The organism is Streptomyces sp. NPDC042002, from assembly GCF_055588305.1.
Map to the genome: position 1 here is coordinate 54,011 of NZ_JBVJCT010000028.1, position 16,884 is coordinate 70,894.

Genomic DNA, 16,884 nt, shown 5'->3' on the forward strand with positions numbered 1-16,884 from the left:
GCCAACGCGGCGGGAAGGCGGGGAGGGGGCGTCGGGGTTTGGGTTGTCGAGGGTGGGCGGGGGCCGATGGGGGGAAGCAACGGAGAGGGGGGCGCCCGGCGATTGCTCGCCGGGCGCCCCTTCGTCGTAAGTGCGTTGACTACGCCGTCTTCTGCTCCCCCGGTCCCCGGCCCCGTGCGTCGCGCGGGATCAGGGTCGGGTTGACGTTGCGCAGGACCACGTCGGCGGTGATGACCACGCGGGCGACGTCCTTGCGGGACGGGACCTCGTACATCACGGCCTGGAGGACTTCCTCCATGATGGCGCGCAGGCCTCGGGCGCCGGTCTGGCGGAGGATGGCCTGGTCGGCGATGGCCTCCAGGGCCTCGCGCTCGAAGTCCAGCTCCACACCGTCGAGTTCGAAGAGGCGCTGGTACTGCTTCACCAGGGCGTTGCGCGGCTCGACCAGGATCTGGAGGAGGGCCTCGCGGTCCAGGTTGTGGACCGAGGTGATGACCGGGAGACGGCCGATGAACTCGGGGATCATGCCGAACTTGACCAGGTCCTCCGGCATGACGGCCGCGAACTGGTCCTTGGACTCCAGCTCGCGCTTCGAGCGGATCGTCGCGCCGAAGCCGATGCCCTTCGCGCCGGCCCGGGACTCGATGAGCTTCTCCAGGCCCGCGAAGGCGCCGCCCACGATGAACAGGACGTTCGTCGTGTCGATCTGGATGAACTCCTGGTGCGGGTGCTTGCGTCCGCCCTGCGGCGGCACCGAGGCCGTGGTGCCCTCGAGGATCTTGAGCAGGGCCTGCTGGACGCCCTCGCCGGACACATCGCGCGTGATCGACGGGTTTTCGCTCTTACGGGCGACCTTGTCGATCTCGTCGATGTAGATGATCCCGGTCTCGGCCTTCTTGACGTCGTAGTCGGCGGCCTGGATCAGCTTCAGCAGGATGTTCTCGACGTCCTCGCCGACGTATCCCGCCTCCGTGAGCGCCGTCGCGTCGGCGATGGCGAACGGAACGTTCAGCATGCGTGCGAGGGTCTGCGCGAGGAGCGTCTTGCCGGAGCCCGTGGGGCCCAGCAGGAGGATGTTGGACTTCGCCAACTCGATGGCGTCCTCGCGGTTCTGGCCCGCGCTGTTCTCACCGGCCTGGACCCGCTTGTAGTGGTTGTACACCGCGACGGAGAGGGCCTTCTTGGCCGACTCCTGCCCGACCACATAGCCCTCGAGGAACTCGTAGATCTCGCGGGGCTTGGGGAGTTCCTCCCAGCGCACCTCGCTCGTCTCCGCGAGTTCTTCCTCGATGATCTCGTTGCAGAGATCGATGCACTCGTCGCAGATGTACACACCGGGGCCTGCGATGAGCTTCTTGACCTGCTTCTGGCTCTTGCCACAGAACGAGCACTTGAGCAGATCGCCGCCGTCACCGATGCGTGCCACGGTGTGCTTCCCCTTCGCCTGGGAGACGCCTACGTCCAGCGGCTCCTGGTGCTGCCTTATGTCCGACGGTACCTTGCCGAGCCCCTCGTCCGGGCCCCCCTTGGCGCGGTTCACTTTGTCGTGAACCGCATCAAGGAGCGGCAGACGATACAGCGATACGTCACACGACCGCGGAGTTGTTCATTTTCCGAGTGGAAATGATCTGGTCGATCAGGCCGTACGCGAGGGCGTCCTCGGCCGTGAGGATCTTGTCGCGCTCGATGTCCTCGCGGATCTTCTCGATCGGCGTGGTCGAGTGCTTGGCCAGCATGTCTTCCAGCTGCGCGCGCATCCGGAGGATTTCGTTCGCCGCGATCTCGAGGTCCGAGACCTGGCCGCGGCCGGTCTCGCTGTACGGCTGGTGGATCAGCACACGGGCGTTCGGAAGTGCCATGCGCTTGCCCGGGGTGCCGGCGGCCAGCAGGATCGCGGCGGCCGAGGCGGCCTGGCCCATGCAGACCGTCTGAACGTCCGGCTTCACGAACTGCATCGTGTCGTAAATGGCCGTGAGGGCCGTGAACGAGCCACCGGGGCTGTTGATGTAGACCGAGATGTCACGGTCGGGGTCCATCGACTCCAGGCACAGCAGCTGCGCCATGACGTCGTTGGCGGAGGCGTCGTCGATCTGCACGCCGAGGAAGATCACGCGCTCCTCGAACAGCTTCGCGTACGGGTCGTACTCACGCACGCCCTGCGAGGTGCGCTCGACGAAGCGCGGGATGACGTAGCGGGACTCCGCGCGAGGACCGGTGTACTCGGCCTGCGTGCGGGCGAAGAGGCCGCTGCCGGGGAAGTCGTTCACTGTGTCTCCTGAAAAACCTGAAAGGGCTGAGCGGTCGGCTGAGGGCACGCGGGGGGCCCGGTGCCACCCGGGGGCGGCAAGGGGCCCCGCGTCGCCCTCGGGGGCGCTGGAGGGGCTTACGCCGCCCCGGTGCCGCCGCCGCCCGGCATACCGGCAGCGGTGGGCATGATGTCGTCGATGAGGCCGTACTCCTTGGCCTCGATCGGGTCGAACCAGCGGTCGCGGTCCGAGTCACGAGTGATCTGCTCGACGGTCTGACCGGTGTGGAAGGAGGTCAGCTCCGCCATCCGCTTCTTGGTGTGCAGCAGCCGCTCGGCGTGGATCTTGATGTCCGACGCGGAGCCCGCGAGACCCGCGGAGGGCTGGTGGATCAGGATCTCGGCGTTCGGCAGGGCGAAGCGCTTGCCGGGGGTACCGGCGCTGAGCAGGAACTGGCCCATCGAGGCCGCCATGCCCATGGCGATCGTCACCACGTCGTTCTTGATGTACTGCATGGTGTCGTAGATCGCCATGCCGGCCGTGATCGATCCGCCGGGGCTGTTGATGTAAAGGTAGATGTCCTTGTCCGGGTCGGAGGCAAGGAGCAGCAGCTGCGCCGTGATCTTGTTGGCGATGTCATCGTCGACCGCCTGGCCGAGGAAGATGATCCGCTCGCCGAGCAGTCGGTTGTAGACCTGGTCGCCGAGGCCACCACCGATAGGGTCGCCGGCAGCTGTGGGCATCAGATTCGTCACGTATCCACCTGCTCGTCTTACGACGGCGCCGGGCCGTCTCACGTCTTCTGCAGGGACCTGGGACCCCGGGTTCCGCGCCGCCTCCCGACGGCGTCCGGGGACTCCCCTGCCCTCGTATTCATGGACCCTAACGCGCGGGTCCCTCCGGGGAATCCCGCAGAGGGAACTGTTCGCTGTGAGCGCATGCGCCGCGCTGGCCCGACCGGGGTTGTGGGCGCCCTCTTTCACGGGTGCGGGTCGGCAGCGCGCACCCTCGGAAGGCCGCACCCGTCGGGGCGCCAGGGGCCAGGAGCGCGGCTGCGGGCCAGCGGGGGTTGCTCGCGCAGTTCCCCGCGTCCCTGAACGGCCGACGGGCCCCCGGGAACAAGTTCCCGGGGGCCCGTCAGGCGTACAAGTGGGGCGATCAGGCCTCGGGGGTCTCCTCGGCCTCGGCCTCGGTGGCGCCCTCGGTGGACTCGGCGGTCTCGGCCGTCTCGTCCTCCTCGTCGTCGAGGTCGACGACCTCGCCGTTGGTGTCCTTGACCGTGGCGGCCTCGACGACGACCGCGAGGGCCTTGCCGCGGGCGACCTCGCCGACGAGCATCGGGACCTGGCCGCCCTCGACGACGGCCTGGGCGAACTGGTCGGGGGACATGCCGGAGGAGGCCGCGCGCCGCATGAGGTGCTCGGTGAGCTCCTCCTGGTTGACGTTCAGCTTCTCCTTGTTGACGAGCTCGTCCAGGACGAACTGCGTCTTGATGCCCTTGACCGCGGCTTCCTTGGTCTCGGCGTCGAACTCTTCCTCGGTCTTGCCCTGGATCTCCAGGTACTTCGCGAGGTCGAGGCCCATCTGGCCGAGCTGGTGGTGCTCGAGGTTGTGCTTACGGGTGTTGATCTCGTCCTCGAGCAGCTTCTCGGGGACGGGCACCTCGACGAGCTCCAGCAGCTTCTCCAGGACGCGCTCCTGGGCCTGCGTGGCCTGGTCGTACTGCTTCATGTTCTCGAGGCGCTTGCGGCTGTCCGCCTTGAGCTCGTCGAGGGTGTCGAACTCGGAGGCGAGCTGCGCGAACTCGTCGTCCAGCTCGGGCAGTTCACGGGCGGCGACCTGGGTGACCTTGACGGTGACCTCGGCCTCCTTGCCGGCGGCGGAGCCACCCTTGAGCTCGGAGGTGAAGGTGGTCTCGCCACCGGCCTCCAGGCCCTTCACGGCCTCGTCGATGCCTTCGAGCAGCTCGCCGGAGCCGATGGTGTACGAGACGCCGCTGGCGACACCGTCCTCCAGGATCTCTCCGTCGACCTTGGCCTCGAGGTCGAGGGTGACGACGTCGTCGTCCTGGGCGGCGCGCTCGACCGGGGAGGTCGACGCGAAACGCTCGCGCAGGTCGGTGACGGCCTTCTCGATGTCCTCGTCGCTGACCTCGATGGCGTCGACCTCGACCTCGATGCCGGAGTAGTCCGGGATCTCGATGGCCGGGCGGATGTCGACCTCGGCGGTGAAGTTCAGCGTCTCGCCGTCCTTCAGCTCGGTGATGTCGACCTCAGGCTGTCCGAGGACATTCAGCTCAGCCTCGTTGACCGCTTCGGTGTAGAACTTCGGGAGCGCGTCATTGACGGCCTCTTCGAGCACGGCGCCGCGACCGAACCGCTGGTCGATGACGCGGGCCGGGATCTTGCCCTTCCGGAACCCCTTCACCGTGACCTGCTGGTTGATCTTCTTGTACGCCGCGTCGAGGCTGTCCTTGAGCTCCTCGAAGGGCACCTCGACAGTGAGCCGAACCCGAGTCGGGTTCAGGGTCTCCACGGCGCTCTTCACGGTTCGGTCTCCTTGTGGCTGACTTCTTGGGGGGTTCTGCTGCGTGCTGCTGCCGGTCGGGCAGAGCCTGGGCGGATTCGCGGCCCTTGAGAGACGTAACACTGCAGACATACGGACACGCAGCTTGCATAGTAACCGCAGGCGGTACACGCCCCAAAAGGCGATCTTGTCCGGGCGGATCCCTGGCGGGTCCTGCCGGTGGTCGGGGTGGCGGGATTTGAACCCACGGCCTTCCGCTCCCAAAGCGGACGCGCTACCAAGCTGCGCCACACCCCGTCGGTGCGACACGTAGGGTACATGCCCGCAGGCAGCGCGGCTGCCGCATTTCGTGAGCGCCGACGCGGGCGGGAACGGGGTGTGCGATGTGGGCGGTCGACCCGCTACGATGCTTTCTGTGCCGCGGTCGCTGACCTGCGGCGCACCCTGTGCGGGCGTAGCTCAATGGTAGAGCACTAGTCTTCCAAACTAGCTACGCGGGTTCGATTCCCGTCGCCCGCTCCAGATGACGTAGGGCCAGGCCGGAGGTTCGTTCCTCCGCCTGGCCCTGAGTCGTTTCCGGGGCCGACGCCGGCCTCACGCGAGCCAGGTTCCGGCATGCTCGCACAGGTGGGCGGCCAGTTCGGGGGGCTGGAGTTCGAGGGCCGCCAGGGCCGACGCCTCCGGTGCGATCCGTACGGCCGAGAAGTCGCCCGTGTCGGGGTCGTCGAGTTCGGGGCCGCTCCGGCGGTCCGGGTGCAGGTCCAGCACATCGGCCCGGAAGTAGTGCCGTACGACGGTCGTCCGCTCGCCCGGTTCGGTCAGGGTCAGGAACTCGACGGCGGGACCGATGGTGGCGCCGACGGTGGTCCAGTACGGGGTGCCGCCGGGCCGTTCGCGGCGCAGGAACAGCAGACGGTCTCCGTCGCGCAGGACCGCGCGGACGTTGTGGCGGACCTTCGTCATGGCCGCCGCCCCCTCGGGCCCGGAGTTTCGGGCGCAGAGGTGTCCGTGACCGGCGCGCGGAGCCGGAGGCGCGCGCCCGGCGCAGACCGCGCCGCGCGTCCCGCACCCGTCCTCGGTCCGGCGACGGGCGCCTTACGCCGCGTCCCGTTCAGAAGCTGATCGAGTTGATGGTCTGCGCTATCGAATCGAGAAACCGGTTGATGGACGGGGCCATACCGGTCGACGCGAGGAAGAAGCCGAAGAGCACCGCGACGATGGCAGGTCCCGCCTTGATAGATCCTCCTCGGATCAGCACCACGAGGACGATCGCCAACAGCAGCACCACTGACAGCGAAATGGCCACAACTGATCACACCCTACGGTCGGTCCGCTCTCCCGGCCCGGGGGTGCAGCCCCGCACACCCCCGCCAGAACCATCGTGCCACCAACCGGCCGCTCGTATGCGGCAGGTGACGCATCGTTGGCCAGGGGCAGACCCGGGAGCGAGCCGGGCTCCAGCGGGCCGGCGCGGCACAGCCCTCCCCCGGCCCCGCGGAAACACGTCAACCGCACTGCCCCGCGCCGCAATTCGGGGGTACGCCCGGACAGCGAATTCACGGCGACCGTTGCCATGTCCACACATCCTGTTCGCAGGCAATTCGAATTGTTGCCGCAGGCACATCGCGGGCAGGGGACGCGGGCAACCAAAGCCCATCGAACAGGACATACCGCTGGAGTCGCCCGCGGGCGTTATGCACCGCTTAGTCGGCATGAAATGGGACAGAACACCCGCTGTCAGTAAGCGAATCGATATACGGAACCACTTGCGGATCGGCAGGCACACATCTCCGAATCCGGGGTAGACGCAGGCGATAAGCAGGAATGAGATCGAGCGTTTTACGAGAACACACAGACAACGCTAGGGTGCCTCAGATGTTCCACGCCGCCACGCCCCCCGTACGCGCAGCGAGGTCCAGGATCGTCTCCCGGAGTTCTTGGTGGGAGGGCCTGTGACCAACTCGCTCCGACCCCACGGCCACCACAGATCACCGCTCCCGCCGGCCCAGCAGTCGGCGGACGGAGTGCCGAGCCCGCGCTCGCCCCAGACCCCCGCGGCGGCTGCCGCCGGCGCCGCACCGGACGGCAAGCCCGCCAAACAGCGCGACGCCTTCTTCGACAACGCCAAGTACCTGGCGATCGTGCTCGTGGCCATGGGTCACTCGTGGGAGCCGCTGAAGGGCCAGAGCCGCTTCCTGGAAGCGCTGTACACGGTCGTGTACACCTTCCACATGCCGGCCTTCATCATCATCTCCGGCTACTTCTCGCGCAGCTTCGACATGCGCCCCGACCGCCTGAAACGACTGGTCACCGGGGTCCTCGTACCGTATGTCCTGTTCGAGACGGCGTACTCCCTCTTCGACCGCTGGGCCGGTGGCGACTCGAACCAGGCGATCAGCCTGCTCGACCCCTGGTACCTCACCTGGTTCCTGGTCGCGCTCTTCGTCTGGCGGCTGACGACCCCCCTGTGGAAGCTCGTCCGCTGGCCGGTTCCGCTGGCCGTGTGCGTCGCCCTGCTCGCGTCCGTCTCACCGGAGATCGGTGACGACCTGGACCTCCAGCGGGTGCTGCAGTTCCTGCCGTTCTTCGTCCTCGGCCTGTTCATGAAGCCCGAGCACTTCCAGTTGGTGCGCCGCCGCACGGTGCGCGTGCTGTCGGCGCCGGTCTTCGCCGCGGCGCTGGCGGTGGGCTACTGGGCGGTGCCCCGGATGAACACCGCCTGGTTCTTCCACCGCGACAGCGCGCAGGAACTGGGCGCCCCCTGGTGGGCGGGTGTCGTCATGACGCTCGCGCTCTACGGCTGCTCGCTGGTGCTCACCGCGTGCTTCTTCGCCTGGGTGCCGCGGCGCGCGTTCTGGTTCACGGCGCTCGGCGCGGGCACGCTGTACGGCTATCTGCTGCACGGCTTCGTCGTCAAGGCGTCCGAGTACTGGGGCTGGTTCGACCACGGGTGGCTGCACAAGCCGCTCGGCGAGGTCTTCGTGACGGTCGTCGCGGCCGCGCTCGTCACCGTCCTGTGCACCCGGCCCGTCCAGCGGATCTTCCGCTTCGCGATGGAGCCGGACATGGCGTGGGCGTTCAAGCGGGACGCGGCGGAAGTCGCCCGGCAGCGGGCGAAGGCCATCGCGTAACGGGCCGACGCGCGACCGGCCCGATCGGCATACGAAAAGGGCGGGCCCGGAGACTCCGGGCCCGCCCTTTTCGGCGCGGGCTCCCGCGGACGACCGCCGACGGCAGCGGACGGCAGCGGACGGCAGCGGACGGCAGCGGACGGCGATGAACGGCTGTGGACAACGGCGGGAGGCGGCGGCAGACGCCGGCGTTCAGCTCGGCGGCAGCCCCAGCAGGGTCCGCATCGTCGCGTACTTCTTCGTCAGGCGGGCCCGGGTGTGCTCGTCGAGGACCGCGAGGCGGCTCGGGTCGGCGTTGTGGGCCAGGTCGGACGCCTTGACCAGCAGGGCGCCCCGGGTGGTGCGGATGCGTCGCGCGTACGACTCCGGGGACTCGCCGTCCTGTTTGGTGAGCGCCAGCACGATGTCCTTCGTACCAGGGGTCAGCGCGGCTTCGTTCAGCCAGTCCTCGGAGAGGGCGTCGTCCTCGACGGCGTCGTGCAGCCAGGCCGCCGCTATCTGGTCGTCGTCACCGCCGCGCTCGCGGACGCCGTCCGCCACGGCTTGGAGGTGCTCGGTGTACGGCCGGCCGGCCTTGTCGGTCTGGGCGGCGTGCGCCGTGCGGGCGAGCGCTTCGACTTCGGCCAGGGTCAGGAGAGGTTGCGTCACGCGATCAGTGTCTCCTCGGTACGGGCCGCTGCCGCCGCGTTGCCGGAAACAATCGCGTTGCCGGAGGCGGCCGTGGGGCGCGGTCAGCGTACCGGGGTCAGGCCCTCGCGGCAGATAAGGAGGAGGGCCCGGTCGTCGTTGACGTCCCTGGCCACCGCCTCGATGAGGTGCCAGGCGGCGCCGTGGAAGCCGCCGGCGACATAGCGGTCGGCCGCGCCGGTGAGCCGGTCGATGCCCTCGACGATGTCCCGGTCGGCGGTTTCGACCAGACCGTCCGTGAACAGCATCAGCACGTCCCCGGGCCGCAGTGAGCCCTTCACCGGGTCGAACTGGGCGCCGTCGTACACCCCCAGCAGCGGGCCTTCCGCAGCCTTCTCCTCCCAGCGGCCGCTGCCCGCGCTGAGCTGGAGGCCCGGCGGGTGTCCGGCCGAGAAGAGTTCGTAGTCGCCCGAGTCGAGATCGAGCACCAGATGGATCGAGGTGGCGAAGCCCTCGTCCCAGTCCTGGCGCAGCAGATAGCCGTTCGCGGCGGGCAGGAAGGCGTGCGGCGGCAGGGAACCGAGGAGGCCGCCGAAGGCTCCGGACAGCAGCAGGGCACGTGATCCCGCGTCCATCCCCTTGCCGGACACGTCGGTGAGGACGACTTCGAGGGTCCGGCCGCCGTTCGTCCGCGCGGCCACGACGAAGTCCCCGGAGAAGGACTGCCCGCCCGCCGGGCGCAGCGCCATCTCGCGGTGCCAGCCCAGTGGCAGTTTCGGCAGCTTGCTCTGCACCCGGATGCGTTCGCGCAGGTCGAAGAGCATGGTGCCGCCGCGCCGCCAGGGCACACCCACCCGGCTGCGGAACTGCGCGATCAGCAGTCCGAAGAAGCCGCAGGCCGCGACCACCAGGACCACGCCCGGCGTGACCCGGGACGGGCCCTCCGTGTAGGGGCCGAGCTTCACGGACTCCACTATCAGCGCGGTGGCGGCGGCCGCGTACAGCCCGAGCAGGCTGGCGGGCCGGAGCAGCAGTCCGCCGGCCACGATCGGCAGGACCAGGGCGGAGGGCGAGCACCACACCGAGTTGACCAGGGTCGTGGAGGCGATCACCGGGATCGTGACCAGCAGACCGGCGAGCGCGATCCAGTCCGAACCGTCCCCGCGGAAGTAGTCGACAGCGGATCTGCGCAGCCCTGTGCGGGCCCGGTGCCATTGCTTCTTCAACCGGGCCGTGAACGTATCGGCCGCCGCGCGCCGCTCTCGTCCTGCTGCCATTAGTTCGGGACCCTATCCATCGGACCAGGTGCTTGGCACGGGAGGTCCCACTTGTCCCCCCTCCGAGCGCTCAACTTCACAGAGACCTGCACAGGCACGTTCCGGTCGGAGGCCGTGCCGGCCGGGCGAAATCCCCTCGCTCGTACCGCAATGCCCTGGTAGGCATGGGCTATGACGACTGACGTTCGGGTGCTGCGGCAGGCCGACTGGGACAAGTGGTACGACAACCTGATCCGCGCGTTCGGAGGTGTGGCGGAGTCGTCCGAGGAGCGCGAACTGTGGAACGCGCTCACAGAGTACGACCGTGCGCTGGGCGTGTGGGACGGACGGAGTTGTGTGGGTACGGCGGGGGCCTTCTCCTTCCGTGTCACCGTCCCGGGCGGCTCCTCGGTACCGGCGGCCGGGATCACGGCGGTGAGCGTCGCGGCCACGCACCGGCGGCGCGGGGTGCTCACCGCGATGATGCGCCGCCAGCTGGACGACATCCGTGCCGGGGGCGAGCCGCTCGCCGTCCTGACCGCGTCGGAACCGGCGATCTACGGGCGGTTCGGCTACGGCATCGGGACCCTCCAGATCAACGCGGAGATCGACACCAGTCGCGTACGTCTGTCCGTGCCGCCCGGGACCGACGACGTACGGCTGCGCTACGCGGTGCCCAGGGATGCGCTGGACGCGTGCGAGGCGGTGTACGCGCGGCTCGTACCGGAGCGTCCCGGGATGCTGGCCCGGCAGCCCGGCTGGCAGCGGCTCGGGGTGCTCGACACGGAGGACCAGCGCAGCGGCGCCTCGCCCCTGCAGTGCGTGGTGGCCGAGCGGGACGGCGAGGTCGTGGGCTACACGCGCTTTCGGGTCAAGCCCGAGTGGGGCCCGTCCGGGCACAACGGGACGGTCATGACGGTGGATCTGGAGGGACTGGATCCGGCGGTGCGGGCCGCGCTGTGGCGGTTCCTCTTCGACGTCGACCTGACGACCACGCTGATCACCCGGGGCCGGCCGGTGGACGAGGCCTGGCAGTTCATGGTCTCCGACATCCGCCGCTGCCAGCTGCGGATGAAGGACGCGCTGCATGTGCGGCTCGTCGATGTCGGGGCGGCGCTGGAGGCGCGGACCTATCAGGCGCCGGTGGACGTGGTGTTCGAGGTCGAGGACTCCTTCTGCCCCTGGAACGAGGGGCGTTGGCGGCTCACCGGGGACGCGAAGGGAGCGACGTGCGTCCGGACCGAGGACGCTCCTGATCTCGCCTTGTCCGTAAGGGAGTTGGGGGCGGTCTATCTCGGCGGGGTGACGCTGGCCTCGCTCGCGGCGGGCGGCCTGGTGCGTGAACTGCGGCAAGGGGCGCTGGCGGAGGCGTCGATGGCGTTCACCTCGGTGGTCGCGCCCTGGCTGCCGCACGGGTTCTAGGACCCGTGACCGTGCCCTGCCTGACGCACGGGTTCTAGGACCCGTGCGCCGCGCCCCGACTGACGGAAACACCCTGGCGGCGGTCCCGACTCGGCCCGGATTCAGGCCTTTTGGCAGGCCGGGCACCAGAAGAGGTTACGGGCGGCGAGATCGGCGGTGCTGATCTCGCCGCCACAGATGTGGCAGGGCAGGTTGGCCCTGCGGTACACGTAGACCTCGCCGCCGTGGTCGTCCACGCGCGGCGGGCGGCCCATCGCCTCGGGGGTGTGCTCCGGGCGGACCGTGTCGATGCGGTTGTTGCGGACGCCCTCGCGCATGAGATCCACGAGGTCGGACCAGATCGCGTCCCACTCTCTCGCGCCGAGGTCCTTGCCCGCGCGGTACGGATCGATGCCGTGCCGGAAGAGGACCTCCGCGCGGTAGACGTTGCCCACGCCCGAGATGACCTTCTGGTCCATGAGCAGCGCGGCGATCGTCGTACGGCTGCGGGAGACCCGGCGGTACGCGGCCGACGGGTCGGCGTCCGGGCGCAGCGGGTCCGGGCCGAGGCGGTCGTGTATCGCGCGCTTCTCGTAGTCCGTGATCAGGGCGCAGGTGGTGGGGCCGCGCAGGTCGACGTACGCGGTGTCGTTCGTGAGGCGGAGCCGGACGGTGTCCGTGGGCGGCGGGGCGGGCGTGCCGCCGAAGCCGACCTTGCCGAAGAGGCCCAGGTGGATGTGGATCCACCGCTCCGGACGGAAGCCGAGGAAGAGGTGCTTGCCGTGGGCCTGCGCCGCGGTCAGGACCGATCCGTCGAGGAGGGCCGCGGCGTCGCCGAACTTGCCCTGGGGGCTGGTGACGCGGACGCCGCGGCCACCGAACGCGGCGAGGCAGTCCTCCGCGAGCCGGTGAATGGTGTGCCCCTCGGGCACCGTTCCTCCCGCTGTCTCTCGTCCGACGGCCGGACGGCCGCGTCCGGCCGTCGGCCCGTCGGTGCTACGCCTGCGGCTGCTGCGGGTGGTGGGCCGGGATCGGCGGGAGTTCCCGGGTCGTCTCGTAGTCCGCGAGCATCTCGATGCGGCGGACGTGGCGCTCTTCGCCGGTGAACGGGGTGTTGAGGAAGGTCTCGACGAACTTCGTCGCCTCTTCCTCGGTGTGCATACGGGCGCCGACGGAGATGACGTTCGCGTTGTTGTGCTCGCGCCCCAGCGCCGCGGTCTGCTCGCTCCAGGCGAGTACGGCCCGTACGCCGGCGACCTTGTTCGCGGCGATCTGCTCGCCGTTGCCGGAGCCGCCGATCACGACGCCGAGGGCGTCCGGGTCGGCCACGGTGCGCTCCGCGGCGCGGAGGCAGAACGGCGGGTAGTCGTCCTGGGCGTCGTAGATGTGGGGCCCGCAGTCGACGGGCTCGTGGCCGGCGGACTTGAGCCACTCGACGAGGTGGTTCTTCAGTTCGAGACCGGCATGATCGGAGCCGAGATACACGCGCATGGTCCGAGTGTGACACGACCGTTTCCGGTCGGCCTCGCCGGGGGCTGCTCCCGAAAACAGCGAGCAATCCTACAGAACCTCAAGGAAACCTCAAGTAACGATCTGGATTCAAAGGTTCACGAATTCCTTTGCCTCCGTTTCACTGGACCAACTCGTACGCCGGTCCACACGATGGATCAGCGCGTGCCCCGTACACCGCTCGTACGGGTTGGGCGCTCTGTACGGGAATCTGCTCATCCGGCGCAAAGGAATCCCCTCATGACCTCGCAGCCGACCCCCACGAAGGCCGCACAGGCCCCCGGAGGCCCCGGAGAACCCGGTGGCGGCCTCCAGGCCGGGCTCAAGAACCGTCATCTGTCGATGATCGCCATCGGCGGTGTCATCGGCGCCGGGCTCTTCGTGGGCTCCAGCACCGGCATCGCCACCGCGGGCCCCGGCATCCTGCTCTCGTACGCCCTCGTCGGCACGCTCGTGGTGCTGGTGATGCGGATGCTCGGTGAGATGTCCGCCGCCAACCCGACCTCGGGCTCGTTCTCCGCGCACGCCGACCGCGCGCTCGGCCGCTGGGCGGGCTTCTCCATCGGCTGGCTGTACTGGTTCTTCTGGGTGGTGGTGCTGGCCGTGGAGGCCACCGCCGGCGCCAAGATCCTCGAAGGCTGGATGCCGGGCGTGCCGCAGTGGGGCTGGGCGCTCATCGTGATGGCGGTGCTGACGGCCACCAACCTGGTCTCCGTCGGCTCCTACGGCGAGTTCGAGTTCTGGTTCGCCGGGATCAAGGTCGTGGCGATCGGCGCGTTCATCCTGGTCGGCGCTCTCGCGATCTTCGGGGTGCTGCCGGGTGTGGACGCCCCGAAGGCGGGCCTGGGCAATCTGACCGACCACGGCGGATTCCTGCCGCACGGGCCCGGCGCGATCCTCACCGGTGTGCTGCTGGTCGTCTTCTCCTTCATGGGCAGCGAGATCGCGACGCTCGCGGCCGGTGAGTCCGAGGACCCGCAGCGGGCCGTCACCAAGTCGACGAACAGCATCATCTGGCGTATCGCCGTCTTCTACCTGGGCTCGATCCTCGTCGTCATCGCCCTGCTCCCGTGGAACGACCCGTCGATCAAGGACAAGGGCTCGTACGTCGCCGCCCTCGACTCCCTCGGCATCGCGCACGCCGGTCAGATCATGAACGTCATCGTGCTGACGTCCGTGCTGTCCTGCCTCAACTCCGGCCTCTACACCGCCTCCCGGATGGCCTTCTCGCTGGGTCAGCGCGGGGACGCGCCGAGGGCGTTCGCCAGGACCACGCGGCGCGGTGTGCCGATGACCGCCATCGTCGTCTCGGTCGTGTTCGGCTTCGTGGCCGTCTTCTTCAACTACAAGTTCCCGGACTCGGTCTTCCTCTTCCTGGTCAACTCCTCCGGTGCGGTCGCCCTGTTCGTGTGGCTCGCCATCTGCTTCTCGCAGCTGAGGATGCGGAAGATCATCCAGCGCGAGGCGCCGGAGAAGCTCGTCGTGCGGATGTGGCTCTATCCGTATCTGACCTGGGCGACCGCCGCGATGATCGTCTTCGTGCTCGGCTACATGCTGACCGACACCGAACACGACGGCCGGGAGACCGTGCTGCTGTCGCTGCTCGTCGCGGCGATCGTGCTGGTCATCGCGTTCGTCCGGCAGAAGACCGGGGCGGGCGCCCGCCCGTCCGCGCAGCCGGTCGCGAGCGGCTCTCGCGATGAGACCCAGGCCGAGGTGCGCGCCTGACCCGCCACCGAAGCCTGCGTGGGGAGGGGCCCGCGGCAGATCGCCGTGGGCCCCTCCCCATTTCCTTTTCCGTGCCCCGCTCCATTGGCCTTTCCGTGCCCGGCTCCATTGCTCTTCCGTTCCCCTCCCTCCGGCGGGCGGGCCGCGGCGACGGCCGGCTCACAGCACGGTGAAGCTGTTCTTGACCTGGTCGTAGACCCGGAGGGCCCGGTCCTCGATGTCCTGGTGGTACCAGGTGTTGATCTGGTACGACTTCCCGTCGGCGTCGAAGCCGAGCAGCCGCGCGTGCCAGCTCACTCCCTTGAGCGTGAAGGTGTACTCCCAGACGACCGCGGTCCGGCCCCGGAACGTCGTCTCCTCCAGCCGGATCTTCCGGTAGTCCCGCCCCTGGCGGGCGTTCTGCTCGGAAGTCGTCCAGGTGTCCATCAGATTCCCCTTGGCGAGGGAGGACTTGGCCGCCAGTTCCTGGGCGCCGTCGGGCGCGGTGTAGTGCACCTCGGAGCCGGTCTGCAGATCGCGCCGCCAGCCCTTGGGCGTCACCCACGCGTATCCGCCCGCCTCCCTGCGCGCTCCCGGGGGCAGGCCGGGCGGGCGTGAGGTGCCCTCGACGGTGGGCGCCGGGGACGCGGCGCCTCCGGCGGTGGAGGCCGTCGACGCGGACGAGCCCGCGGCGGTACCCGTGCTGCCGCCGGGCGATCCACCGGTCATGGCGACGACGGCCCAGACGACGGCTCCCGCCGCGACGACCCCGGCGGCGGCGAATCCGGTACGGCGCCTGGCGCGACCCTGGCCCCAGCTCTGGCCCCAGCTCTGGCTCCGACCCTGGCTCCGGCCTTCTCCGGAGCCGGACGGCGTTGCGGGGTCCGGGAGTTCGCCCGGTGGCCGCACTACGGGCACGGGTTCCGTGGGCAGTTGGGAAGGAGGGCGCGAGCCGGGCTCCACGCGCGGTTCGGACGGTGTCCGCGAACTGGGCTCCGTGCGCGGTTCGGAGGGAACTTCGGTGGAGGCGTTGGCGGTCGCCGACAGGTCGGGGTCCCTGGGGGCGGAGAGGACGGAGGGGACGGATTCGGGTCGGGCGGGCGCGGAGTGTTGTGGGGAACGCGCCGGTGAATCCATCCGGAAGTCGGGCGGGCCCTTCCGGGTCGGAGTGGGCCGGATCGGGATGGCGTCGTAGACGGAGTGGTACTCGGGCACGGGCTCGGACCCGGGGTCCGGGTCAAGGTCGCGCTCCGGCTCGGGGGCGAGGTCGGGCTCGGACCCGGGGTCCGGGTCCGGGTCGAGGCCGCGCTCCAGTTCGGGGTCGAGGTCGGGCTCGGACCCGGGGTCCGGGTCCGGGTCGAGGCCGCGCTCCGGCTCAAGGTCGGGCTCGGACCCAGACCGGGACTCAAGGCCGGACTCGGACTCGCGGTCGGACTCGCGGTCGGACTCGGACTCACGGCTGGCCTCGGACTCGGGGTCGGCTAGAGGCGCAGGATCCGGCCTTCGCGGATCGGTGATGCCGGCGGGCTGTGCGTCCGCAGGCGGACGGGGTTCGGGGGGAGCCGTCGGCGGTCCGGCGGGACCGGGCGCGCTCGTCACCGGTGGACGGACGAGTTCCGCAAGCCCTGCCTCAAGTTCCTCCAGACCGGGCCGCGTGGTCGGTTCCTTCTCCAGGAGGGCGGCCAGGATCTCCCGCAACCCACCTGTCCCTGCGGGGAGTTCGGGCTCCTCGTAGAGGACCGCGTGCAGGGTCGCGAGGGTGGTGGAGCGGGAGAACGGGGAGCGGCCCCCGAGGGCCGCGCAGAGCGTGGCGCCGAGGGACCACACGTCGGAGGGCGGCCCCTGCGGGCGGCCGGAGATCCGCTCGGGGGCCATGTAGTCGGGGGAACCGACCAGCATGCCGGCCATGGTGAGCGCCTCGGCGTCCCGAAGCGCGGCGATGCCGAAGTCGGTGAGGACGACACGGTGCCGTCCGGCGCGCTCGACCAGGACGTTGCCCGGCTTGATGTCGCGGTGCAGCACACCCTGGGCGTGCACCTGGCGCAGCGCCCCGACCAGTTCGAGGCCGACCCGGGCCGCCTCGCGCGCGTCCAGCGGTCCGTCCTCCACCACGACCCGTTCGAGGGAGCGGCCCGCGACGAGTTCCATGACGATCCACAGCCGCTCGCCCGCGTCCACGACGTCGTAGATGCGGACGACGCCTGGATGGTCGATCCGGGCCGTCGCCCTGGCCTCGCGCAGGGTGCGTTCCCGGCGCGTGCGGGTGTCCTCGGGATCGAGTCCGTCTATGCGCATTTCCTTGACCGCGACCTGCCGGTCCAGCATTTCGTCGGCGGCTCGCCACACCCGCCCCATTCCCCCCTGACCAATACTCTCGACCAGCCGATAACGTCCGGTCACCAATAATCCCGGAACACCACCCTGTACGTTCGCCGACAATCTCTGCACCCCCTCAACATCAGCCACAATCGCCCGTCACAA

Annotated in this window: 14 protein-coding genes and 2 tRNA genes; 4 read left to right on the forward strand and 12 right to left on the reverse strand. The window is 69.5% G+C overall.

Going from position 1 to position 16,884, the window contains the following annotated elements; translation table 11 throughout:
- Positions 1-139 precede the first annotated feature (139 nt).
- From clpX to ACZ6KY_RS30695, 5 genes are all read right to left on the reverse strand, one after another.
- Positions 140-1,426 (reverse strand): ATP-dependent Clp protease ATP-binding subunit ClpX, encoded by a 1,287-nt coding sequence (gene clpX / locus ACZ6KY_RS30675; protein ID WP_469313562.1) that lies wholly within the window; start codon positions 1,424-1,426, stop codon positions 140-142.
- Between the two features lie 160 nt (positions 1,427-1,586).
- Positions 1,587-2,267 carry an ATP-dependent Clp protease proteolytic subunit gene (locus ACZ6KY_RS30680; RefSeq protein WP_261708770.1) on the reverse strand — a complete coding sequence of 227 codons (681 nt, stop codon included), beginning with the start codon at positions 2,265-2,267 and terminating at the stop codon, positions 1,587-1,589.
- Positions 2,268-2,383: 116 nt separating this feature from the next.
- Positions 2,384-2,989, reverse strand: a complete 606-nt coding sequence (locus tag ACZ6KY_RS30685; protein WP_060897745.1) for an ATP-dependent Clp protease proteolytic subunit — start codon at positions 2,987-2,989, stop codon at positions 2,384-2,386.
- Between the two features lie 415 nt (positions 2,990-3,404).
- Complete coding sequence (gene tig, locus ACZ6KY_RS30690) at positions 3,405-4,793, reverse strand: trigger factor (protein WP_469313518.1); 1,389 nt, start codon at positions 4,791-4,793, stop codon at positions 3,405-3,407.
- Positions 4,794-4,992: 199 nt separating this feature from the next.
- Positions 4,993-5,069: transfer RNA gene (locus ACZ6KY_RS30695), tRNA-Pro, on the reverse strand.
- A 151-nt stretch (positions 5,070-5,220) separates the two neighbouring features.
- On the opposite strand from ACZ6KY_RS30695, the gene ACZ6KY_RS30700 reads away from it, so the two are divergent.
- A tRNA-Gly gene (locus tag ACZ6KY_RS30700) sits at positions 5,221-5,294 on the forward strand.
- 72 nt (positions 5,295-5,366) lie between these two features.
- Here the strand turns inward: ACZ6KY_RS30700 and ACZ6KY_RS30705 are convergent.
- A complete protein-coding gene (locus tag ACZ6KY_RS30705) occupies positions 5,367-5,735 on the reverse strand; it encodes an NUDIX hydrolase (RefSeq protein ID WP_469313519.1) in 369 nt (122 codons plus the stop codon).
- 148 nt (positions 5,736-5,883) lie between these two features.
- Complete coding sequence (locus tag ACZ6KY_RS30710; RefSeq protein WP_469313520.1) at positions 5,884-6,078, reverse strand: hypothetical protein; 195 nt, start codon at positions 6,076-6,078, stop codon at positions 5,884-5,886.
- Positions 6,079-6,724: 646 nt separating this feature from the next.
- On the opposite strand from ACZ6KY_RS30710, the gene ACZ6KY_RS30715 reads away from it, so the two are divergent.
- The gene (locus ACZ6KY_RS30715) at positions 6,725-7,903 is read left to right on the forward strand and encodes an acyltransferase family protein (protein ID WP_469313521.1); all 1,179 of its coding nucleotides are present in this window, start codon (positions 6,725-6,727) and stop codon (positions 7,901-7,903) included.
- Between the two features lie 192 nt (positions 7,904-8,095).
- Here the strand turns inward: ACZ6KY_RS30715 and ACZ6KY_RS30720 are convergent, their stop codons facing one another.
- Together ACZ6KY_RS30720 and ACZ6KY_RS30725 are read right to left on the reverse strand one after the other, a co-directional pair.
- Positions 8,096-8,551 carry an HD domain-containing protein gene (locus ACZ6KY_RS30720; RefSeq protein WP_469313522.1) on the reverse strand — a complete coding sequence of 152 codons (456 nt, stop codon included), beginning with the start codon at positions 8,549-8,551 and terminating at the stop codon, positions 8,096-8,098.
- An 83-nt stretch (positions 8,552-8,634) separates the two neighbouring features.
- Positions 8,635-9,807, reverse strand: coding sequence for a PP2C family protein-serine/threonine phosphatase (locus ACZ6KY_RS30725; RefSeq protein ID WP_469313523.1), 1,173 nt, complete (start codon positions 9,805-9,807; stop codon positions 8,635-8,637).
- Positions 9,808-9,978: 171 nt separating this feature from the next.
- Here ACZ6KY_RS30725 and ACZ6KY_RS30730 point away from each other — a divergent pair, with 171 nt between their 5' ends.
- Positions 9,979-11,208 carry a GNAT family N-acetyltransferase gene (locus tag ACZ6KY_RS30730; protein ID WP_469313524.1) on the forward strand — a complete coding sequence of 410 codons (1,230 nt, stop codon included), beginning with the start codon at positions 9,979-9,981 and terminating at the stop codon, positions 11,206-11,208.
- Between the two features lie 101 nt (positions 11,209-11,309).
- On the opposite strand, the gene ACZ6KY_RS30735 is transcribed toward ACZ6KY_RS30730, so the two are convergent.
- Complete coding sequence (locus ACZ6KY_RS30735) at positions 11,310-12,119, reverse strand: Fpg/Nei family DNA glycosylase (protein WP_469313525.1); 810 nt, start codon at positions 12,117-12,119, stop codon at positions 11,310-11,312.
- 64 nt (positions 12,120-12,183) lie between these two features.
- Positions 12,184-12,678: a ribose-5-phosphate isomerase gene (locus ACZ6KY_RS30740; protein WP_469313526.1), complete on the reverse strand. Its 495-nt coding sequence runs from the start codon at positions 12,676-12,678 to the stop codon at positions 12,184-12,186.
- 258 nt (positions 12,679-12,936) lie between these two features.
- On the opposite strand from ACZ6KY_RS30740, the gene ACZ6KY_RS30745 reads away from it, so the two are divergent.
- A complete protein-coding gene (locus ACZ6KY_RS30745; RefSeq protein WP_469313527.1) occupies positions 12,937-14,424 on the forward strand; it encodes an amino acid permease in 1,488 nt (495 codons plus the stop codon).
- Between the two features lie 159 nt (positions 14,425-14,583).
- Here the strand turns inward: ACZ6KY_RS30745 and ACZ6KY_RS30750 are convergent, their stop codons facing one another.
- Positions 14,584-16,758, reverse strand: a complete 2,175-nt coding sequence (locus ACZ6KY_RS30750) for a protein kinase domain-containing protein (protein WP_469313563.1) — start codon at positions 16,756-16,758, stop codon at positions 14,584-14,586.
- Between the last annotated feature and the right edge of the window lie 126 nt (positions 16,759-16,884).